The sequence below is a fragment of the Brevundimonas sp. 2YAF1 genome (assembly GCF_052114745.1).
Classification (GTDB): Bacteria; Pseudomonadota; Alphaproteobacteria; order Caulobacterales; family Caulobacteraceae; genus Brevundimonas.
The window spans coordinates 25945-47088 of sequence record NZ_JBFRFI010000010.1; the positions used below are offsets into that span (position 1 = coordinate 25945).

Sequence of the window (21144 nt, forward strand, 5' to 3'; positions counted from 1 at the left end):
CGCGCTGAAAACGAAAAGGCCGCCTTCGCAGGAAGGCGGCCTTTTTTGTATCCGACTGAGGCTTGGGTTAGCCCGCATCGCCCTTCAAGCGTCGCACGATGGCCTCGCGCCCGATCAGGGGGGCCATGGCCGCCATGTCCGGTCCGTGCGCCTGTCCGGTCAGCGCCAGCCGCAAGGGCATGAACAGGCCCTTGCCCTTGGCGCCGGTCTTTTCCTTCACCGCCGCCGTCCACGCCGACCAGGCGTTGGCGTCGATGACCTCGGGCAGGACCTCCAGCGCCGCGGCGGCGAAGGCGGCGTCCTCGATCACCGGCGTGACCGGGCCGGTGACGATCTTCGCCATGTCAGCGACGTCGGCGAACTTGTGCAGGTTCGGCTTCACGGCCTCCCAGAAGCCTTCACCCAGATCGACGCCCAGCGCCGCCAGACGCGGCTGGGCCTCGGCATAGGTCAGACCGTGCAGGGCCTGGGCGTTCAGACGGTCCAGGTCGGCCGTGTCATAGCGCGCCGGCGAACGGCCCATCTTGGAGAAGGCGAAGGACTGACCCAGAGCCTCGACCGAAGCCGCGATCTCCAGATTGTCCGAGGTGCCGATCTTGCCCAGGTGGCTGGTGATGGCGATCGGCTCATAGCCCTGATCGCGCATGTCGCTGATCGAAAGCGAGCCCAGGCGCTTGGACAGGGCCGCGCCGTCGGCGCCGACCAGCAGCGGCATGTGGGCGAAACCGGGAACCTTGGCGTCCAGCGCTTCGAAGATCTCGATCTGCGCGCCGGTGTTGGTGACGTGGTCCTCGCCCCGGATGATGTGGGTGATGTCCATGTCGATGTCGTCGACGACCGACGGCAGCGTATAGAGGAACAGGCCGTCCTCGCGGACCAGCACCGGGTCCGACATAGAGGCGGTGTCCACCTCGGCGTGACCACGCGCCAGGTCTTCCCAGGCGACGCGCTTGCCTTCCAGCTTGAAGCGCCAGTGCGGACGACGGCCCTCGGCTTCGTAAGCAGCCTTCTCGGCCTCGGTCAGTTCCAGCGCGGCGCGGTCATAGATCGGCGGCAGGCCGCGCGACAACTGCACCTTGCGGCGGCGATCCAGCTCGTCAGAGGTTTCATAGCAAGGATACAGTCGGCCCGACGCCTTCAGGCGTGCGGCGGCTTCCTCATAGCGGTCGAACCGCTTGGACTGGTTGTAGCGCTCGTCCCAGACCAGACCCAGCCAGGTCAGGTCGGTCTCGATGCCGTCCTCGAACTCCTGGGTGGAACGGGCCAGATCCGTATCGTCGATGCGCAGAACGAACGAGCCGCCCTGCCCCTTGGCGAACAGCCAGTTGACCAGAGCCGTGCGGACATTGCCGACGTGCAGCTTACCCGTGGGCGACGGAGCGAAACGAACCTTGACGGACATGGGGGATCAACGACCTCGATAGGAAGGCGGCTTGGTCGCGCCGCCGCCCGCTCAAGTCAAGCCGATCCGCCCAATCCGAAGCGATCCGGCGCGATCAGTCGTCGCGATGGACCCGTTCGCGGCGCTCGTGCCGCTCCTGGGCCTCAACCGACAGGGTCGCCGTCGGCCGCGCTTCCAGCCGGCCCAGGCCGATCGGTTCCCCGGTGTCCTCGCAATAGCCGTAGGAACCGTCCTCGATCCGGCGCAGCGCATCGTCGATCTTGGAGATCAGCTTGCGTTGCCGGTCGCGGGTCCGGAGCTCCAGCGCCCGGTCGGATTCCGACGAGGCCCGGTCCACCAGATCAGGATGGTTCTCGGTTTCGGCTTTCAGATTGACCACGGTGCCCTTGGACTCGCGAAGGATCTCATCCTTCCACGCCAGAAGCTTGGCCTTGAAATAGGCCAATTGCCGCTCATTCATAAACGGCTCGTCGTCGGTGGGCCGGTACACGACCGACTCCCCCTCGATCACAGACGCTAATGCGTTCATCGCACTCACGCTCAAATATGTCTGCGCCCCCCTGCGGCGCATGGGCCGTATAGGCAAGCGCGAGAGTCGCGGCAATGGCGTTCGCGAGTCCGTGATATCGTTAAGCTTCATTAACGCCGCGTCAGTGTGGCAAATTGTCCTCACCTGACGGTCGAAACCGGGATTTCGATTGCGTTTCTCGCGGCTTCTAGACCGCCGCGCGGGCAGTTTCCGCCTTGGCCATTTCCACGGCGGCACGCAGGTCGATCTGATCCAGCACGCCTTTCAGGCCCGGATCGGCGTCCTCCGGCCGCTCTTCGCGCAAGGTGCGCGCCAATCGTTCCAGGGCCGCCGCGCCGTCCTGGCCGTTCAGCAGGGCCAATTTCAGCTCGTCCAGCCGGTCCAGCAGCCCGCCTCCGCGTCGAATCGCCCGGCGGCGGCGCTCGGTCGCGTCCTCCACCCCCTGCAACGCCATCAGGGCGGACACCCCGGCGACGCTGGATGCGGACGAGGTCGCGTTGGCCGAGGCCGGTCCAGAGGCCGCGCCGCCGGCCGGCAGGCTGAAACCGCCCGCCGCGCGTGCGGGGCGCTGGCCTTGCGTCGATGTAGGGCCTGAGGGGCCGGTGACCTTCATGATCAATGCTCCCGATCAATCCCGACCATCGGTCAGGAGCGTCACCGCTTGGTTAACGCCCCGGCAGATTCTGCCGCCAGGTGATCGGCGCCCACGAGCCACGCATTGAATTTACGCATCTTTTCAGGCGGCACGAACTTCGCATGGTTAATCGCGAACGCCTCAACGGGACGTCTTTCGTATGCAGAAGTTGCTCACCGCCCTCCTCGCCTCCGCTTCCGCCGCGCTGATTCTGGCCGCGGCGACGACGGCGGCCGAGGCCCAGTCGCGAATCAAGGACATCGTCTCCATCGAGGGCGTCCGCACCAACCAACTGGTCGGTTACGGCCTTGTGGTCGGCCTGAACGGCACGGGCGACAGCCTGCGCAACTCGCCCTTCACCCGCCAGTCGCTGGAGGGGATGATGGAACGCCAGGGCGTCAACATCCGCGGCGCCAACCTGAACACCAAGAACGTCGCGGCGGTCATGATCACCGCCGATCTGCCGCCCTTCGCCACGCCGGGCTCGCGCCTGGACGTCAGCGTCTCGGCCATGGGCGACGCCAAGAGCCTGCTGGGCGGCACCCTGCTGGTCACTTCGCTTCAGGGCGCGGACGGCGAAATCTATGCGGTGGCTCAAGGTTCGGTCCAGACCGGCGCCGTCTCGGCCTCGGGCGGCTCCGGCTCCTCGGTCACGCGCGGGGTGCCGACCGCCGGCCGCATCGCCTCGGGCGGCGTGGTCGAGCGCGAGACCGGCTTCGACCTGTCGGCCATGCCCGTCGTGCGCCTGACGCTGCGCAACCCGGACTTCACCACGGCCCAGCGCGTCGCCGCCGCGATCAATCAGTCCTATCCCAACAGCGCCCTGGCCGAGAACGGCACCGTCGTCGCCGTCCGCTCGCCCCAGAACCTCGGCATGGCGGGCTTCATCAGCCGGGTCGAGAACCTGCCGGTCCGCGTCGACGCCCCGGCCAAGGTCATCATCGACGAGGTCAACGGCGTCATCGTCATGGGCGAGGCCGTTCGCGTCTCCACCGTCGCCATCGCCCAGGGCAATCTGACCGTCTCGGTTCAGGAAAACCCGATGGTCAGCCAGCCCGAGCCCTTCAGCCGCGGCGGTCAGACCGTGGTGGTCCCCCAGTCGAACGTCAGCGTCGATGAAGAAACCGGCCGCCAGATGCGGATCGTCAACGGCGGGACCTCCCTGTCCACCCTGGTCAACGGCCTGAACGCCCTCGGCGTCAGCCCGCGCGACATGATCAGCATCCTCCAGGCCATCAAGACCGCCGGCGCCCTGCAGGCCGATATCGAGGTGATGTAATGGACGCCCTCTCCGTCTCCCCCGACCTGCTGCGCCCGACCGCCGCGCCCGCCAGGAGCGGCCAGTCGCCCGAGCAGATGCGCGAAACCGCCGAGGCCTTCGAGGCCAGCTTCCTGTCGCAGATGCTCAAGCCGATGTTCGAGGGCCTGCAGACCGACGGCCCGTTCGGCGGCGGCGAAGGCGAAGCGACGTGGCGCAGCTTCCTGATCGACGCCATGGCCAAGCAGACCGTCAAGGCCGGCGGCGTCGGTCTGGCCGACAGCGTCGTCTCCCAGATGCTGAAGATGCAGGAACAAGCCGCGTGACCGCCGACGTCGAAACCTCCACTCTCCGCGCGCGCCAACTGATCAACCTGACCCAGGCGCTGACCGAACGCCTCGGCGCCGAGCGCGACGCCTTCCGCGCCCATCGCCCCCAGGACGTCGCCGCGGGCATGGCCGAGACGCAGGAACTGGCCAACCTCTATCGCCGCGAGTCGGCCCAGGCCAAGGCCGCGCCCGCCTTCCTGTCCGTCATCCCCGCCGCCGACCGCAATGCCCTAATCGAGGCGACCCAGGCGTTCGAACTCGTCCTGGCCGACCACGCCCTGACCGTCGACGCCGCCCGTCAGGTGTCCGAGGGGCTGGTCCGCACCATCGCCGCCGAGGTCGCCGGCGCCCGCGCCCAGGGCGTCGGCTACGGGTCCTCCGGCCGCGCCACCGAGGGCGACGGCCGCGCCGTGGCCTTGAACCGAAAGGCCTGATCGGCTCGAAAAATCTTCGGACGATCCGCGTTTTCTTAACGGCCTTGGCCGCAAGGACAGGCCATGAGCCTGAAATCCCGTCTTCTTGGAATGGCGTTCGCCGCCGCCGACGCCCTGGTCGAGATCGACAAGGATGGTCAGATCACCTTCGCCCTCGGCGCCGGACCCATAGCGGGCCAGGCCTCGACCGCCTGGATCGGCCAGCCGCTGGCCGACCGGCTCGCCGTCGCCAGCCGCCCGGCGGTCGCCGAGGCGACCCGCGCCCTGAGCGCCGGCGGCCGCTGCGACGCGCTCGAGGTGCTGGTGGATTGCGGCGACGGGCGCGTCCGTCGGGCCGTGTTCCGCGCCTTCATGCTGCCCGAACTGGCCCCGGCCGTGTCCTGCGCCCTCACCTATGCCGGCGCCGCGTTTGAAATGAGCGCTGCGCTCGGCGCAGCGGAAATCGCGGACGCGGCGGGCTTCATGGAGCACGCCCGTAAGAGTCTGAGCGACCAGACCGGCGCGGCTCTGCAACGGCTGGCCCTCGCCTTCATCGAGGTTCAGGGCCTGACCGCCGCCAATGACGCCGCCAATGAGCGCGTCGCCGTCCGCCTCGGCGCCCGGCTGCAACTGGCGTCCCATGACGGGGTCAGCGCGGGGCGTCTGACCGGCAATCGCTATGCCCTCGTCAAGGAAGCCGGCGACGGCCGCGACCTCCAGGCCGAAGTCCGCGAAGCCGGACTGGCCGAAGGCCTGGACCTGACCTCACGGTCCAGCGAAGTCGCCGTTGGATCCGACGCCCTGTGCGCCCTGCGCGCCATGCGCTTCGCCATCGAGGGCTGCCTCAAGGACGACGCCGCCCAGCCGGAACTCAGCTTCGCCGACTCGCTGTCGCGCACGCTGAAGGACGCAGACCGGTTCCGCGGCATCGTCCGCGACAAGGAGTTCGCCCTCTTCTATCAGCCCATCGTCGACCTGAAGACGCGGGCCGTTCATCATTTCGAGGCTCTGGCGCGGTTCGGTCAGGCCGGCGGCCCTGCCCCGGCCATCCGCATGGCCGAGGAACTGGCCCTGATCGAAGGCTTCGACCTGGCCGTGGCCGAAAAGATCGTCCACCGCCTTCGCCAACCCGGCTCGGGACTGCTCAAGGTCGCCATCAATGTCTCCGGCGCCTCGCTGGCCAATGACGCCTATGTCGCGGCCCTGCTGCGGATGACGGCGTCCGAACCCGACAACCGCCGCCGCCTGATGTTGGAAGTGACCGAAACTGCTGCTCTGGCCGATATCGCCGGCGCCAACCGTCGCCTGGGCGCGCTGCGCGACGCGGGGATCAAGGTCTGCATCGACGATTTCGGCGCCGGCTCCGCCGCCTTCGACTATCTGCGCGGCCTGTCGGTCGACGCGGTGAAGATCGACGGCGCCTTCGTGCGCGGCATCGACAGCGACGCCCGGACCCGCACCCTGATCGGCCATCTGGTCGACCTGTGCGGCTCGCTGAACCTGACCACGATCGCCGAGATGATCGAGACCGAGGACGCCGCCGGGGCGGTCCAGGCCCTGGGCGTCGGCTATGGCCAGGGCTGGCTGTTTGGCCGCCCCGAAGCCGAACCCGTCACCGTGGCCCCCGCCGCCCCCCGCGCCCGCCGTCAGGGCGTGGTCGAGGCCTGGGGCTGACTTTCCATCCAAATCCGACGCGCCGATCCCAATGAATTCCAGGGATTGCGAACGCCTCGAAACGTTTCGCTCGCCTTGGTCACGCCGTGCGCCACACTAGGGACGGTCTTTGACACGTCGATTATAGCGAACCGCCCCTCACACTCCGCTCATCCCGGCGGACGCCGGGATCCAGCGCTTTGGCTTCCAGCCGCCGGGATCAACGGAAAGTGCGGCGCTCGGCGATCTCACTGGGTCCCGGCGTCCGCCGGGATCAACGGGATCAATCTAGCCCCCCTGAAGTCCGCGCATTGCACCAATTGCACTGTTTTTTTCACCGCACCGTGCAATCGGCCCGCTCCAGCCGAACCTCCCAGCCCACCCCCACATTACCCAGAAAGTCCCGGTCGTGGCTGACCACCACCAGCGCCCCGTCGTAGGCCTTCAGCGCCGCCTCGATCGCGGCGATGGAATCCAGGTCCAGATGATTGGTCGGCTCATCCAGGATCAGCAGTTGCGGCGGCCGCGCTCCGGTCATCACACAGGCCAGCGCCGCCCTCAGTCGCTCACCGCCTGACAGCGTCCCGACCGTCCGGTGCGCCGCCGTATTCCTGAACAGGAACCGCGCCAGCGCCGCATGGGCCTCGTTCGGCGTCCCTTCCGGGTTCAGCCGCCGCCAGGCCTCGATCAGGGTCTCGTCGAGCTTCAGGATCGCCGCCGCCTGATCCAGCAGCGCCGCCGTCACAGGCCGTTCGATCCGCCCCGCCGTCGGCGCCAACTGGCCCGAGATCAGCTTCAGCAGCGTCGTCTTGCCCGCCCCGTTCGGCCCCGTGATCGCCACCCGTTCCGGCCCGGTCAGACGCAGCGACAGCGGCCCGACGATCCCCTGGCCCTCAGTCGTGGCCCATTCCACCCCGTCCAGCGCCAGCACGGCCTTGCCCGCCGCCAGCCCCGTCGTGGGCATGGGCACCGACAGCAACCGCGCCCGTTCCACCCGCTCGCGCGCCTCAACCAGTTGCGCCTCGACCTCGGCGCGGCGACGTTCAGCCAGCCGCCCTTCGCGCGCCCCGGTTTCCTCGGCCCGCTGGGCCTTGGCGTCCAGCAGGATCTTGGGATCGGACGTCCCCGCCCGGTGCGCCCGCCCCGCCTTGTCGCGCTTCGCCTTCTTCTCCAGCGCCGTCTGCGCCTCGCGCGCGACGCGTCCGACCTCGCGCTCGGCGCTCTCCAGATCGCGCTCCGCCGCTGCCCGCTCAGAATCCCGCCGCTCGACATAGAGGTCCCAGCCGCCGCCATAGACCCGCGCGCCCAGGCTCGACAGCTCCACGATCCGGTCCATGCGCCGCAACAGCGCCCGGTCATGACTGACCGTCAGCACCCCGCCCGGCCAGCGCCCCACGACATCCGCGACCAAGGCCCGCGCCTCGGCGTCCAGATGGTTGGTCGGCTCGTCCAGCACGATCAAGTCGGGCGCCGCCAGCATCAGCCCCGCCAGCTGCAGCCGCGTCTGTTCGCCGCCGCTCAGGCTCGCCGTGGGCCGATCCAACGCCAGCCCGGCCAAGCCGACCTGGGCCAAGGCCTCATCCAGCCGCGCCTCCAGCGTCCAGTCCGCTTCGGCCATATCCTCGACCGAGCCGTCCCCGGCCAGCACCCGCGCCAGCAAGGCCAGCGCCCCCGCCACGCCCAAGGTGTCAGCCACGGTCTCACCGGGCGCCGGCTCATAGGTCTGGGCCAGCCAGCCGACCGTCCCGGCGCGGGCCACCGTCCCCTCTGCGGGCGCGGCCAAGCCGGCGACAAGCCGCAGCAGCGTGGTCTTGCCCACCCCGTTGCGGCCCACGACGGCCGTGCGCTCGCGCCCGAAGGCGAGGCTCAGATTATCGAATAGGGGGTTTCCGTCAGGCGTGCGGGCCGCGACGCTGTTGAGCGTCACGATAGGTAGCCTTGGCGCGGATGCGGACGGGTTGTGGCTTGGGTTGAGCGAGGACAAGGGCGAGCACCAGCAGCGGAGCGGAAAGGGCGAAACCGATTTCCAAAGCGCTGATCATGATCGTCGTGCCTCCTCGTCAAATACGTTGGCTGGAGGAAGGATGGGTGCTGATCTTTCGCAGCGCAACCCCAATTCTCCGGTCCCGCTTTTGCGTTGCGGCGCCGAACGCCTATCTTGGCCCCATGACCGCGCCTGACCGAACCATCGCCTTCCGCATCGACAAGCCCGCCCCCGACCGCGCCGAGGCCGCCGCCCGCCGCGCCGAAGCCGTGGACCGCATCCGCGCCGAGACCGGCATCGACGAGGCCCTGATCGACGCCCTCGTCGAAGGCTTCTACGCCCGCGTCCGCGACGACGACTTCATCGGCCCGATCTTCGCCGACCGGATCGACGACTGGGGCCCGCACCTCGAACAGATGAAGCTCTTCTGGTCCTCGGTCGCCCTGTCCACCGGCATCTATCAGGGTCGGCCCATGCCGAAACACCTGCCCCTTCCTATCGACGCCCGCCACTTCGACCGCTGGCTTGAACTCTTCGAGGCGACCGCCCGCGACCTCTGCCCGCCCGTCGCCGCCGACCATTTCATCAGCCGCGCCCGCCAGATCGCCCAAAGCCTGGAACTGGGCGTCGCCAACGCCAACGGCGTCCTGGTCGGCCCCGGCGAGCGCTACCGCCGTCCCGAACCCGCCTGGACGCCCGAATCCTGAACGTAAGTTCTCATATTGTTCTTGCTGTTTCGGGCGAATTGATCCCCATATAGCGTCGTCGCCCCGACCGTTTTGGGGCCTCCCGCGTTCCCGCTTACCGTTTCCGGGCCCATGACCGAAAAGCACAACTTCATCCGCGTTCGCGGCGCTCGCGAGCACAATCTCAAGGGCGTCGACGTCGATATCCCGCGTGAGAAGCTGGTCGTAATGACCGGGCTGTCGGGGTCGGGCAAATCCTCGCTGGCGTTCGACACCATCTACGCCGAGGGCCAGCGCCGCTATGTCGAGTCGCTCAGCGCCTATGCGCGTCAGTTCCTGGAACTGATGGGCAAGCCGGACGTGGACCTGATCGAGGGCCTGTCCCCGGCCATCTCCATCGAACAGAAGACGACGTCGAAGAATCCGCGCTCGACCGTTGGCACGGTCACGGAAATCCACGACTACATGCGCCTGCTCTGGGCGCGCGTCGGCGTCCCCTATTCGCCCGCCACCGGCCTGCCGATCGAGAGCCAGACCGTCAGCCAGATGGTCGACAAGCTGACCGCCCTGCCCGACGGCGAGCGCCTCCTGCTGCTGGCCCCGGTCGTTCGCGGCCGCAAGGGCGAGTACAAGAAAGAGATGGCCGAGTGGCAGCGCAACGGCTTCCAGCGGCTGAAGATCGACGGCGAATTCTACGCCATCGAGGACGCGCCGACGCTCGACAAGAAGTTCAAGCACGACATCGACATTGTCGTGGATCGCATTGTTACCAAAGAAGGTCTTGAGCCACGCTACGCCGACAGCATCCAGACGGCGCTGAACCTGGCCGACGGCATCGCCACCGCTGAGTGGGCCAATGCGCCCGAAGGCGAAACCCCGCGCAAGATCGTCTTCTCCGAGAAATTCGCCTGCCCCGTTTCGGGCTTCACCATCAGCGAGATCGAGCCCCGGCTGTTCTCGTTCAACAACCCCTTCGGCGCCTGCCCGACCTGCGACGGCCTGGGGGTCAAGCTGGCCTTCGACGCCGATCTGGTCATCCCGGACCGCGACAAGACCCTGCACAAGGGCGCCGTCGCCCCCTGGGCGCGCGGCCCCTCGCCGCTCTACACCCAGACCCTGCAGTCGCTGGCCCAGCACTACGACTTCTCGATGGACAAGGCCTGGCGCGACCTGCCGGAACAGGCCCAGAAGGTCATCTTGCAAGGCTCGGGCGGCGAGAAGATCAAGTTCGTCTATGACGACAACGCCCGTAAATACGAGGTCTCCAAAGCCTTTGAAGGCGTGCTGCCCAACCTGGAACGCCGCTGGCGCGAGACCGACAGCGCCTGGGTCCGCGAGGAACTGGGCCGCTATCAGTCCGAAACCCCGTGCGAAGTCTGCGGCGGCAAGCGGCTGAAACCCGAGGCCCTGGCCGTCAAGATCGGCGGGGCCGACATCGCCGACGTCAGTTGGCTGTCCATCTCCAAGGCCTATCTGTGGTTCTCGACGCTGGAAGAGCACCTGACCGACAAGCAGAAGGAAATCGGCCGGCGCATCCTCAAGGAGATCACCGACCGGCTGCGCTTCCTGAACAATGTCGGCCTGGACTACCTCAGCCTGTCGCGCAGCTCCGGCACCCTGTCGGGCGGTGAGAGCCAGCGCATCCGCCTGGCGTCGCAGATCGGCTCGGGCCTGACCGGCGTCCTCTATGTGCTGGACGAACCCTCCATCGGCCTGCACCAGCGCGACAACACCCGTCTGCTGGAAAGCCTCAGGGGCCTGCGCGATCTCGGCAACTCGGTCCTAGTGGTCGAGCATGACGAGGAGGCGATCATGACCGCCGACTATGTCATCGACATGGGCCCCGCCGCCGGCGTCCACGGCGGCGAGATCTGCGCCCAAGGCACGCCCGCCGAGGTCATGGCCAACCCCAACTCCCTGACCGGCCAGTACCTGACTGGCGCGCGCGAGATCGAACTGCCGCCCGAGGGCCGCCGTCCCGTCGACCGCAAGCGGATGCTGAAGATCAGCGGCGCCACCGGCAACAACCTGAAGAACGTCACCGGCGAGATCCCCGTCGGTCTGTTCACCTGCGTCACCGGCGTGTCCGGCGGCGGCAAGTCCACCTTCACCATCGAGACCCTGTACAAGGCCGCCGCGCGCCGCCTGCACAACGCCTCGGACGCCCCCGCCAACTTCGACCGGATCGAAGGGCTGGAGTTGTTCGACAAGGTCATCGACATCGACCAGTCGCCTATCGGTCGCACCCCGCGTTCAAACCCCGCCACCTATACCGGCGCCTTTGGCCCGATCCGCGACTGGTATGCAGGCCTGCCGGAGTCCAAGGCGCGCGGCTATGGTCCCGGCCGGTTCAGCTTCAACGTCAAGGGCGGCCGCTGCGAGGCCTGTCAGGGCGACGGCCTGATCAAGATCGAGATGCACTTCCTGCCCGACGTCTATGTCACCTGCGACGTCTGCAAGGGCAAACGCTACAACCGCGAAACCCTGGAAATTGTCTTCAAGGGCAAGAGCATATCCGACGTTCTGGATATGACGGTTGAAGAAGCGGCGTCCTTCTTCAAGGCCGTGCCGCCGATCCGCGACAAGATGCTGACCCTGGCCCGCGTCGGCCTCGGCTATGTCAAGGTCGGCCAGTCCGCCACCACCCTGTCGGGCGGCGAGGCGCAGCGCGTAAAGCTGTCCAAGGAACTGTCCAAACGAGCTACCGGCAAGACCCTCTACATCCTCGATGAGCCGACGACCGGCCTGCATTTCGAGGACACGCGCAAGCTGCTGGAGGTGCTTCAGGAACTGGTCGAGAGCGGCAACACCATCGTCGTGATCGAGCACAATCTGGATGTCATCAAGGTCGCCGACTACCTGCTGGACTTCGGTCCCGAGGGCGGCGACGGCGGGGGCGAGATCGTGGCTGTCGGCACGCCTGAACAGGTGGCGGACAACGCCGCCAGCTGGACCGGCAAATATCTGAAGGAAGTGCTGGATCGCCACGAGGAGCGTCGCAAGGCGCGCGTCGCCGCCCTGCCCGAGGCCGCGAAAGCGCCCGCCAAACCGGCCCGCGTCCGCAAGAACGCCTGACCGGATCGGTCAGGCGTCTAAGACGCGGGCCGTCAAACGCGGGGCGCGTCCTTAAGGTGCAGGTAGGCGGCCGAGAACGGCGCGTACATGATGGCGATCTGCGCCGCCGACAGGATGGCGTTGACCACCAGCGACACGGCCAGCGCCGGCCCGGCCACGCGCAGCATTTCCGCGATGCCGGCGCCCTCAAGACCCGCCAGACGGTCCATGCCGCCGACCAGCAGACTGAGCGGCGCCGCCACGGCCGAGCCCAGCACGGCGACCAGCACCGCCATGATCCAGGCGATGATGCCCATGCCCAGGATCGGCCAGAAAACGCCACGCGTCAGGGCGAAGGACTCCTTCACCGCAATCCGCCGCTCGGCGAAGGTGATCGGCACGGCCAGGCTGAGCCGCACTGACAGCCAGACGATCAGCGCCACGGCGGCCAGGGACAACAAAATCACCACCAGCCAAAGAGCGGGGACGGTCATGGCGAGGCCAGCGGCCACGCTGACCACCATGAACGCCGCCATGGCGGTCAGACCGGTGATCAAGGCCACGATCACATTGACGGCCAGGACCCGCAGTTCATCCTTGCCCACCCGGAGATAGCCGAACCGCTTGTCCTCGGGTCGGATCACCGAGCGGGCGATGGCGGTGTTCAGCACCGCCCCGAGCAGGATGGCCAGGGGCACGCCCCAGGCGAACATGACGCCGTAGGCCTGCATCAACGGCTGCATTTCCTCGATGGAGGGATTGGCCTTCCCTTCGAGTTCTTTCATCAGCGACATCATCGTCACCAGATGCGGCCCGGCGACCAGGAAGAACAGGACGAAGAAGACCGCGTAGGCCAGCGCCCAGGCCAGCAGGGCCTGTGGCGCGCGCCGGGTCATCCGGAAGCCCTCAAAAGCGCAATTGGTGGCAGGAAAAGTCATGCGGATCGTCCTCGATTCCCGGTCAGCCTAGAGCATTTTCTGGATTCTGACTGGCTGCGTACGTCAGGACCGATTTGGCTCTAGCGCAACCGGGCCCGGTTCGTCCTGCGGCCCCTGCGCCAACAGCCAACGGCAGGCCTCGGCATAGGGGGCGACCATGACCGTTATCAGAAATCCCTGCAGCCACGACAGGGGCACGAAGGCCGCCAGCCCCCAACCGACGAGAGCGCCCCAATCGATGTCGGGCGGCGGCCCCTGCTCCAGCATCGCGGCCAGACTGAAGACATTGACGCCCGCCGCCAGGAACAGAACGACGGCGGCCGCCATCAGCAGTGCCAACTCGATCGCGATCACGACCACGATGATCGCCAGACTCATTCCCAGCAACCTCAGCACCTGTCCCTTGGTCAGCTTCCAGCCCGGCACAAAGGCGAAATCGCCCAGCGCCACGCTGGCCGGCATGATCAGCGACGCCCGCAGCATCACGCCCCATATGGCCAGCCCCGCCACCACGGCCACCAACAGTCCCAGCGTCACCGCCGCCACTTCCGACACGAACCACAGCGCAGCGCCGACCGCGAAGGCGATCAGCCCCACGACAATGGCGGCGGCGTAGAAGGCGACGATCATGCCCAGGCCGACGACGGCTATGCGCACTTCGTCCATGCCGACCTTCAAACCGGCGAAACGAACGCTTCTTTCGGGAAACAGCACGGCTCGGAAAATCGCTGCCGCCACGACCACCCAGATCAGGGCCTGCAGGACGTTGGCCAGGCCCGACCACGCCTGAAACTGCACCATCTGGGCGATCAGCGTGGCGGGCGGCTCCTCCGCCGCCAGTTCTTCCACGGAGATCGCGCCGAACAGCCGCAGCATCAGGGCGCCGAACATCAGCGACGGGGCGGCCAGCACCACGCCCCACGCCCAGACCCGCAGCGGCTGGCGCCGTGTCAGCCTGAAGCCGGAGCCCAGGGCCTCGCCGATTGAAAACGCCGTGGTCATGACTGGTCCCTCCGAACCGCCGTCTTAAGCCAGACCATATAGCACGCGCCACCCCGCCGCACCCTTGGTGCGCATGACAGGCTGACGGAAGCCTCCGGGACGGCTAGAAGGCCGCCATGTCGAACGCAGCGCCCTCCACCAAACCCATTCACGTCATCGGCGGCGGCCTCGCCGGCTCCGAAGCCGCCTGGCAGATCACCCAGGCCGGCGTGCCCGTCATCCTGCATGAAATGCGCGGTGTGCCGGGCATCAAGACCGACGCCCACCATACCGACGGCCTGGCCGAACTGGTCTGCTCCAACTCCTTCCGTTCGGACGATTGGGAGCATAACGCCGTCGGCCTGCTGCACGCCGAAATGCGCGAACTGGGCTCGATCATCATGGCCGCGGCCGGCGATCATCAGGTCCCGGCGGGCGGCGCCCTGGCGGTCGACCGCGACGGCTTCTCGCAAGCCGTCACCGCGCGGCTGGAAGCCCACCCCCTGGTCACCATCGTGCGCGAGGAGATCGCCGGCCTGCCGCCGGAAGACTGGGACAACGTCATCGTCGCCACCGGCCCGCTGACCTCGCCCGCGCTGGCCGAGGCCATCCTCAAGCTGACGGGCGAGGAAAGCCTCAGCTTCTTCGACGCCATCGCCCCGATCATTCACGCTGACTCGATCGACTTCGACATCGCCTGGCGTCAGTCGCGCTATGACAAGGAAGGCCCGGGCGGCGACGCCGCCGCCTACGTCAACTGCCCGATGGACAAGGCCCAGTACGAGGCCTTCATCGACGCCCTGATCGACGGTCCCAAGGCTGAGTTCAAAGAGTGGGAGAACGTTCCCTATTTCGACGGCTGTCTGCCCATCGAGGTCATGGCCGAACGCGGCCGCGAGACCCTGCGCCACGGCCCGATGAAGCCGGTCGGCCTGACCAATCCGCGCGACCCGCAGGTCAAGGCCCACGCCATCGTCCAGCTGCGTCAGGACAATGCGCTCGGCACCCTGTTCAACATGGTCGGCTTCCAGACCAAGCTGAAGCACGGGGCGCAGGCCGAGACCTTCCGCATGATCCCCGGCCTGCAGAACGCCCAGTTCGCGCGCCTCGGCGGCCTGCACCGCAACACCTATCTCAACAGCCCGCAACTGCTGGACAAGCAACTGCGCATGAAATCCATGCCGCGCCTGCGCTTCGCCGGCCAGGTGACGGGGGTCGAAGGCTATGTCGAAAGCGCCGCCATGGGCCTGCTGACCGGCCGCCTGGCCGCCGCCCAAGCCCTCGGCCGCGACCTGTCGGCCCCGCCGCCGGAAACCGCCATGGGCGCCCTGGTCGAGCACATCACCGGCGGCCATCTGGAAGGCTCCAAATTCCAGCCGATGAACATCAACTACGGCCTGCTGCCGCCGCTGGAAGCCCCCAAGATCGACGAGGACGGCAAGCGCATCAATCCCAAGGATCGCGGCCGCGCCAAGAAGCGCCTGCAGAGCATCCGCGCCATGGCCGCGCTGAAAGCCTGGCGCGACGCGGGTTAAGCCTTAGGGCCGGGTCGCCTCAGCGCAGCTTGGGCAGGCCCGGCCGGAACCCCAGAACCATCACGCCCAGCCCGACGACGCCGACGCCCATCAGGACCCAGGCCCCGGTCAGGTCGGCCATGTGGTCGCGCAGCAGGCCGGCGGCCAGCGGCGACAGGCTGGCGATGATGTAGCCGCCGCCCTGGACGAAGGCGAGCAGGTCGCCGGATCGCGCCGGGTCGTCGATCTGATCCATCGCCAGGATCAGGGTCAGGGGGAAGACAGCCCCCACGCCCAGACCCAGGGCCATGACGACCGGAACGGCCAAGCCGACCGGCGCCAGCACCAACCCCGCCAGACCGATCAGGGCCAGAACCAGCGCCGCCAAGATCGGCCCGCGCCGGTCGGGGAAACGTCCGATCAGCAGCGACACCAGGATGCCCGCCGCCACCTCGGCGCCGGTCATACCGCTGAGCAAATAGCCCGCCGTCGCCCTCGCCTGCCCCAGATCGACGTAGAAGGGCGGCAGCCAGGCCAGCACCAGCGTATAGGCCGAGGTCCCCAGCCCCATGATCAGGATCAGGCTCCACGCCCGCCCCTGACGCCAGAAGGGGATTTCAGGATGGACCACCTCGACCACGGCGCGCCGGTCGGGCTCCTCCGCCGCCGGATCACGCGCGGCCAGCAGCCAGACGACCGCCGCGACGCAGGCAGGCACGCTCCACAGCGCCAGCGTCCCGGCCCAGCCGACCGCCTCGGCCAAGCCCGCCGCCGTGGCCGCCGCAATGGCCGCTCCGCCCATGATGCCCGTAGTGTAGAGCGCCATCACCGTGCCGAACCGCGTCGGGAAGGCCCGCTTGATCACGACCGGCGCCAGGGCCTGGATCAGCGCCACGCCGACGCCGACGACCGCCGCGCTGGCGATCAGGCCCGCCGTGTCCTTCAGCGCCGCCCGGATCAGACAGGCCCCGCCAATCAGCAGCGCGCCCAACAGGATGCCGCGCCGCTCGCCCAGCCGCCGACGCAGCGGCCGAATCGACAGAGCGCCTAGGCCGATCATCAGCACTGGTAAGGTCGTCAGCAGGCTGGCGGCGGTGGAATCCATCCCCGTCGCGCCCTCGATCAGGTCCAGCAGCGGCCCGACCGCCGCCATCGCCGGGCGCAGGTTCAGCGCCAGAGCGAAAATGGCCGCCAGCAGCAGCAGCTGGGACGCGCCGCGCGCCGGTTCGGCTTCGGACCGTGCGGTCATGACAGAGGACTCCACTGGGCAATCGCGCTACTCTCTCGCCCTCAAGTATCTCGACGTCAAGATAACCTATGTCCGACAGAGCCGCCCGCGCCGCCGCCCAATGGGCCGTCCAGCGCCCCGACCTCGACATGCTGCCGATGGAGGTGCTGGGCCGGCTGAACGAGGCCTCGCAACTGGTGGTGCGCGAGCGCCAGACGCCCCTGTTCGCCCGCTACAGCTTGCAGCATGGAGAGTTCGACGCCCTGGCGACCCTGCGCCGCTCGGGCGCGGCTGAGGGCCTGACGCCGACCGCCCTGTTCGAGGCGGCGATGATGTCGTCCGGCGGCATGACGGCCCGCATCGACCGCCTTGAAAAGGCCGGTCTGGTCGAACGCCGCCCCCACCCCACCGACCGCCGCGCCACCCTGGTCCGGCTGACCGACAAGGGGTTCGACCTGATCGAATCCATCATGCCCCGCCATGAGGAAACAGCGCGCGACATCCTCTCGCCGCTCTCGCTCGATGAACAGAAAACCCTGAACGCCCTGCTGGCTCGCCTGATCGGCGGTCTCTGCGACTAGACGCGGCCGCGCAGGACCGCCCACAGCAGCCGAAGGCGCTTCACCGGTTCCGGGTGGTCAAAGCCCGCCAGGGCGGCGTGGGCCGTTGCCGGGAAAGCCGCCGCAGGCAGGTTCCTGAGCGCCTTGTTGGCGGCGGGGCGCAACGCCCTCGCCTCGTCCGCCCGACCGGTCTGCGACAGAGCCCACAGACGCCCCGCCGCCTCGACGGCTGCCTCGTGCCCCTCGCCCGCCAGCATCCGCACGGCGACCTGCATCGGAGCGATGTAGAAGGCGTCCAGGTCATGCGGCTCGCCATGCACCCGGCCGATGTGAGCCTCGATCAGGGCGTCGAAGGGCCCGCGGACCAGCCCGTGACGGGCGACGGCGGCGGTCAGGGCCTCCAGCACGGGATGGCCGACGCGCGGGGCATGGGCGAAGACGCCCTCCATCTGCTCGGCCCACCATGCGTAGCGCATCTCGGCCAGCATGGGCTGGGTGACGCGGGTGGGAATGGCCAGAAGCTCCGCCTCGAAGGCGTAGAAAGAGATCAAGTCCGCGCGCGCCTGTTCGTCGGCCACGAACCGGCTGGACAGCCAGCGGTCGGGGTCGGCGGCGCGGACCTGGGAGTCGAGATCAACAGTCATCCCGCAAGGCCATCGGCCATTGCGGCCCATACCTCAAGGGTCTGGGGTGCAAACCTCAGCCGAACAGGGTCTGATACATGGCCATCGAGGTCAGCATCGGCAGCGACAGCAGCAGGTTGGTGCGGCTGCCCAGCATGGCGATCCGCGCGGCCTTGGCCTTCTTGTCATCGTCAACGACGACGATGCCCAGGGCGCGCTTCTGGTTCGGCCAGATCACGCCCCAGACGTTCAGGAACATGACGATGGCCAGCCAGACGCCGATCCCCATCAGGGTGAACTGCTGGTCGCCCGCCTTAAGACCTCCGGCCAGGCCGAAGCTCAGCACTTCGTGAGCATAGGCGTGGCCGCGCAGGAACATGACGGTCAGACCCGCCAGCACCGTCACCAGGGCCGACCAGCGGAACCAGAACAGGGCTTCAGGGGCGATGTACTTGCCGACGGCGGGCTTCAGCTCGGCCGGGATCGACGGCATGACCCGGATCTGCACGAAGTTGAAATAGTAGAGCAGGCCGATCCACAGGATGCCCGCCACGACGTGGACCCAGCGGGCGCTCGCCTGCCAGAAGCTCATGTCGAAACCGCCTGGCGCGATACGGCCGAAGGCGAAGATCATGACGCCCGCCAGCAGGATGCTGAGCAGGAAAGTCGTTCTGAAGTTTGAAAGCAGTTTGGCCATGCGCCCCTCCCCGGGTCGGAATCAGGAAGCGTGACCTTACTCCTCCCTCCCCGTCCGGGGGAAGGAGGAGCATTTTCAGGTAGAATCCAGCCTTAAGGCCGGCTGGCCATGCCGAGCTTGATCGGCTTGGCGTCCTCGTCGATGGAGCCGCCGCGCCTGACGCCCCACAGCAGGATGATCGGCGCGCCGACATAGATCGACGAATAGGTGCCGATGACGATGCCGGCCATCAGGGCGATGGAGAAGCCGAACAGGGCCTCGCCGCCGAAGACGGCCAGAACGGCCAGAACCGCCACGGCGGTGACGCCGGTGATGATGGTCCGCGACAGGGTCTCGTTCAGCGACAGGTCGATGACCTCGCGCAGCGGCATGGTCTTGTACTTGCGCAGGTTCTCACGCAGGCGGTCGAACACCACGACCGTATCGTTCATCGAATAGCCGATGACGGTCAGGATGGCGGCCACCATGTTCAGGCTGAACTCCAGCTTGAACAGGACGATCAGACCGAAGGTCAGGATCACGTCGTGGACCAGACCGGCCACGGCGCCGAAACCGAACTGCGGTTCGAACCGGAACCAGATGTAGGCGAACATCAGGGCGATAGCCGCGCCCAAGGCCATCAGGCCATTGGTGAACAGCTCGCCCGAGACCTTGGAGCCGACGACGCTGACGCCCGAGAAGGCGACCTTGCCGACGGCGTCGGTGATGCCGCCCTGGACGCGCTGGACGACTGCGGTCTGGTCTTGGTTGTCCGGAACCTGGAAGCGGACGATGGCGCGCTGGTCGCCGTCGATGTTCTGAACCTGGACTTCGCCCAGATCGAGGCTGTTCATCGCCTCGCGGACCTTGCCCGCGTCGATCGATTGTCCAGCCGGGGCGGTCATTTCCATGACGGCCCCGCCCTTGAAGTCGATGCCCATTTCAAGGCCGGGATAGAAGCAGGCGACGATCGAGGCGACGCACAGCACGACGGAAAGGATGCCGGCCGGCACAGCGTACTTCACGAAATGGAAGTTCGTCTTGTGCGGCAGCACTTTGATGAGAGGCCATCCACGCATCGCCATCACTCCGCGATCGGCAGTTTCTTGGGCTTGGCGACTTTGAGCCAATACCCGAGCAGCACCTGGGCGACCATCACCGAGGAGAACATGGAGGTGAAGACGCCGATGGTCAGCGTCCAGGCGAAGCCGCGCACCGGGCCGGCGCCGAAGACGAACATGATCAGCGCCGCCACCAGGGTGGTCAGGTTGGCGTCGATGATAGTGCCCATGGCCTTGTTGAAGCCGGCGTCCATCGAGGCGATGACCGAGCGGCCCGCCCGCGCTTCGTCGCGCATCCGCTCATAGATCAGAACGTTGGCGTCGACGGCCACGGCGAAGGTCAGCACCAGACCGGCGATGCCCGGCAGGGTCAGCGTCGCCTGGGTCAGCGACATCGCCGCCAGGATCAGCAGGCCGTTGAGCATCAGGCCCAGGACCGAGATGCCGCCGAACAGGAAGCCGTATGTGAGCAGCATGAAGGCCACGATCACCAGGAAGCCGATGATGGTCGAAACCTGACCGGCCTGGATGGCGTCCGCGCCTAGCTCGGCGCCGACGACGCGACGCTCCTCGACCTTCAGCGGCGCCGGCAGGGCCCCGCCGTTCAGCAGGTTCACCAGTTCGGCGGCCGACTGAATCGAGAAGTTGCCGGTGATCTGACCCGAACCGCCAGTGATGGCGCTCTGGATGGTCGGGGCCGAGATGACCTTGCCGTCCAGGATGATGGCGAAGGGCTTGCCCAGGTTCTGGGCCGTAGCTTCAGCGAAGCGACGCGAACCCTGACCGTCGAAACGGAAATCGATGGCGGGACGGCCGTTCTGGTCCGAGCCGACGCCGGCGCGGGTCAGGTTCTCGCCCGACACCAGCACGCGCTTCTTGACCAGGTACGGCGTGCCATCCTCGCCCGCCAGCAGTTCGGCGTCCGGCGGCACGCGGCCGGCCAGAGCGTCCTGCAGACCGTTGGTGCTGCTGTCGACCATCTGGAAGGTCAGTTGCGCCGTCTGGCCGATGACGCGTTCCAACTGGCTCGGGTCGCTCTCGCCGGGCGCCTGGACGACGATGCGGTCGGCGCCCTGGCGGGTGATTGAGATTTCCTTGGTGCCGGTGCTGTCCAGACGACGGCGGACCACTTCGATCGACTGATCGACCGCCGTCGCGCCCATGGCGTTCAGGGCGGCGTCGGTGAAGGCGAAGCGGATGCGGTTGTCGCCTAGACGGGTGACGGCGCGGTCCGACTGGCCCTGCGGCGCACCGGTCTGCGCCAGGGTGCGCAGCGCGGTCATGGCGGCATCGAACTGGGCGGCGTTGCCGACCGTCACGACCACGCCGGCCGCTTCGCGTTGCAGGCCGCCGATGGCGATCTGTTGTTCGCCCAGCGAGACTCGGACGTCTTCGATCAGGTTGGTGACGCGCTTGGCGCGCATCTCCGGCACGTCGACTTCCAGCAGCAGGTAGGACCCGCCCTGAAGGTCGAGCCCCAGGTTCAGGCCGTTCTTGGGCAGCCAGCCGGGCAGAGCCTCGCGCTGGGCGGGCGTCAGGACATTGGGGAAGGCCAGCAGCAGCCCGAATACGAGCGACAGCACGACCAGGACGACTTTCCAGCGCGAAAGCTGAATCATGT

Annotated in this window: 19 protein-coding genes; 8 read left to right on the forward strand and 11 right to left on the reverse strand. The window is 67.6% G+C overall.

Going from position 1 to position 21144, the window contains the following annotated elements:
- Positions 1-67: 67 nt before the first annotated feature.
- The 3 genes from gltX to AB4Y68_RS13100 all read right to left on the reverse strand — a co-directional run bounded on the left by gltX (position 68) and on the right by AB4Y68_RS13100 (position 2544).
- On the reverse strand, positions 68-1402 hold the full coding sequence (gltX, locus tag AB4Y68_RS13090; protein WP_441456194.1) for a glutamate--tRNA ligase: 1335 nt from the start codon (positions 1400-1402) through the stop codon (positions 68-70).
- A 94-nt stretch (positions 1403-1496) separates the two neighbouring features.
- Positions 1497-1931 (reverse strand): RNA polymerase-binding protein DksA, encoded by a 435-nt coding sequence (gene dksA / locus AB4Y68_RS13095; protein ID WP_441456243.1) that lies wholly within the window; start codon positions 1929-1931, stop codon positions 1497-1499.
- A gap of 187 nt (positions 1932-2118) precedes the next feature.
- Positions 2119-2544: a flagellar assembly protein FliX gene (locus AB4Y68_RS13100; RefSeq protein WP_441456195.1), complete on the reverse strand. Its 426-nt coding sequence runs from the start codon at positions 2542-2544 to the stop codon at positions 2119-2121.
- A 181-nt stretch (positions 2545-2725) separates the two neighbouring features.
- On the opposite strand from AB4Y68_RS13100, the gene AB4Y68_RS13105 reads away from it, so the two are divergent.
- The 4 genes from AB4Y68_RS13105 to AB4Y68_RS13120 all read left to right on the forward strand — a co-directional run bounded on the left by AB4Y68_RS13105 (position 2726) and on the right by AB4Y68_RS13120 (position 6239).
- Entirely contained in the window at positions 2726-3844 is a 1119-nt protein-coding gene (locus AB4Y68_RS13105) for a flagellar basal body P-ring protein FlgI (RefSeq protein WP_441456196.1), read from the forward strand.
- Complete coding sequence (locus tag AB4Y68_RS13110; protein WP_441456197.1) at positions 3844-4149, forward strand: rod-binding protein; 306 nt, start codon at positions 3844-3846, stop codon at positions 4147-4149. Before AB4Y68_RS13105 ends, AB4Y68_RS13110 begins: the two co-directional genes overlap by 1 nt.
- Positions 4146-4586, forward strand: a complete 441-nt coding sequence (locus AB4Y68_RS13115) for a flagellar basal-body protein FlbY (protein WP_441456198.1) — start codon at positions 4146-4148, stop codon at positions 4584-4586. Before AB4Y68_RS13110 ends, AB4Y68_RS13115 begins: the two co-directional genes overlap by 4 nt.
- 63 nt (positions 4587-4649) lie before the next feature.
- Complete coding sequence (locus tag AB4Y68_RS13120; RefSeq protein WP_441456199.1) at positions 4650-6239, forward strand: EAL domain-containing protein; 1590 nt, start codon at positions 4650-4652, stop codon at positions 6237-6239.
- 313 nt (positions 6240-6552) lie between these two features.
- Here the strand turns inward: AB4Y68_RS13120 and AB4Y68_RS13125 are convergent, their stop codons facing one another.
- Positions 6553-8145, reverse strand: coding sequence for an ABC-F family ATP-binding cassette domain-containing protein (locus AB4Y68_RS13125; protein WP_441456200.1), 1593 nt, complete (start codon positions 8143-8145; stop codon positions 6553-6555).
- Between the two features lie 239 nt (positions 8146-8384).
- Between AB4Y68_RS13125 and AB4Y68_RS13130 the strand changes: the two genes are divergently transcribed.
- Positions 8385-8909 carry a group III truncated hemoglobin gene (locus AB4Y68_RS13130; RefSeq protein ID WP_441456201.1) on the forward strand — a complete coding sequence of 175 codons (525 nt, stop codon included), beginning with the start codon at positions 8385-8387 and terminating at the stop codon, positions 8907-8909.
- A 111-nt stretch (positions 8910-9020) separates the two neighbouring features.
- Entirely contained in the window at positions 9021-11963 is a 2943-nt protein-coding gene (gene uvrA / locus AB4Y68_RS13135) for an excinuclease ABC subunit UvrA (protein ID WP_441456202.1), read from the forward strand.
- Positions 11964-11995: 32 nt separating this feature from the next.
- Here the strand turns inward: uvrA and AB4Y68_RS13140 are convergent, their stop codons facing one another.
- The gene (locus tag AB4Y68_RS13140) at positions 11996-12880 is read right to left on the reverse strand and encodes a hypothetical protein (RefSeq protein ID WP_441456203.1); all 885 of its coding nucleotides are present in this window, start codon (positions 12878-12880) and stop codon (positions 11996-11998) included.
- A gap of 63 nt (positions 12881-12943) precedes the next feature.
- Positions 12944-13882, reverse strand: a complete 939-nt coding sequence (locus tag AB4Y68_RS13145; RefSeq protein WP_441456204.1) for a hypothetical protein — start codon at positions 13880-13882, stop codon at positions 12944-12946.
- Positions 13883-13998: 116 nt separating this feature from the next.
- Here AB4Y68_RS13145 and trmFO point away from each other — a divergent pair, with 116 nt between their 5' ends.
- Positions 13999-15396 carry a methylenetetrahydrofolate--tRNA-(uracil(54)-C(5))-methyltransferase (FADH(2)-oxidizing) TrmFO gene (gene trmFO, locus AB4Y68_RS13150; RefSeq protein ID WP_441456205.1) on the forward strand — a complete coding sequence of 466 codons (1398 nt, stop codon included), beginning with the start codon at positions 13999-14001 and terminating at the stop codon, positions 15394-15396.
- 19 nt (positions 15397-15415) lie between these two features.
- On the opposite strand, the gene AB4Y68_RS13155 is transcribed toward trmFO, so the two are convergent.
- Positions 15416-16624, reverse strand: a complete 1209-nt coding sequence (locus AB4Y68_RS13155; RefSeq protein WP_441456206.1) for an MFS transporter — start codon at positions 16622-16624, stop codon at positions 15416-15418.
- Between the two features lie 68 nt (positions 16625-16692).
- On the opposite strand from AB4Y68_RS13155, the gene AB4Y68_RS13160 reads away from it, so the two are divergent.
- On the forward strand, positions 16693-17184 hold the full coding sequence (locus AB4Y68_RS13160; protein WP_441456207.1) for a MarR family winged helix-turn-helix transcriptional regulator: 492 nt from the start codon (positions 16693-16695) through the stop codon (positions 17182-17184).
- On the opposite strand, the gene AB4Y68_RS13165 is transcribed toward AB4Y68_RS13160, so the two are convergent.
- From AB4Y68_RS13165 to secD, 4 genes are all read right to left on the reverse strand, one after another.
- Positions 17181-17807 carry a squalene/phytoene synthase family protein gene (locus AB4Y68_RS13165; protein WP_441456208.1) on the reverse strand — a complete coding sequence of 209 codons (627 nt, stop codon included), beginning with the start codon at positions 17805-17807 and terminating at the stop codon, positions 17181-17183. The two genes, AB4Y68_RS13160 and AB4Y68_RS13165, sit on opposite strands and share 4 nt — an antisense overlap.
- A 55-nt stretch (positions 17808-17862) precedes the next feature.
- Entirely contained in the window at positions 17863-18483 is a 621-nt protein-coding gene (locus AB4Y68_RS13170) for a hypothetical protein (protein WP_441456209.1), read from the reverse strand.
- 92 nt (positions 18484-18575) lie between these two features.
- Positions 18576-19547: a protein translocase subunit SecF gene (gene secF, locus AB4Y68_RS13175; protein WP_441456210.1), complete on the reverse strand. Its 972-nt coding sequence runs from the start codon at positions 19545-19547 to the stop codon at positions 18576-18578.
- Positions 19547-21142 (reverse strand): protein translocase subunit SecD, encoded by a 1596-nt coding sequence (secD, locus tag AB4Y68_RS13180; RefSeq protein ID WP_441456211.1) that lies wholly within the window; start codon positions 21140-21142, stop codon positions 19547-19549. Before secD ends, secF begins: the two co-directional genes overlap by 1 nt.
- Between the last annotated feature and the right edge of the window lie 2 nt (positions 21143-21144).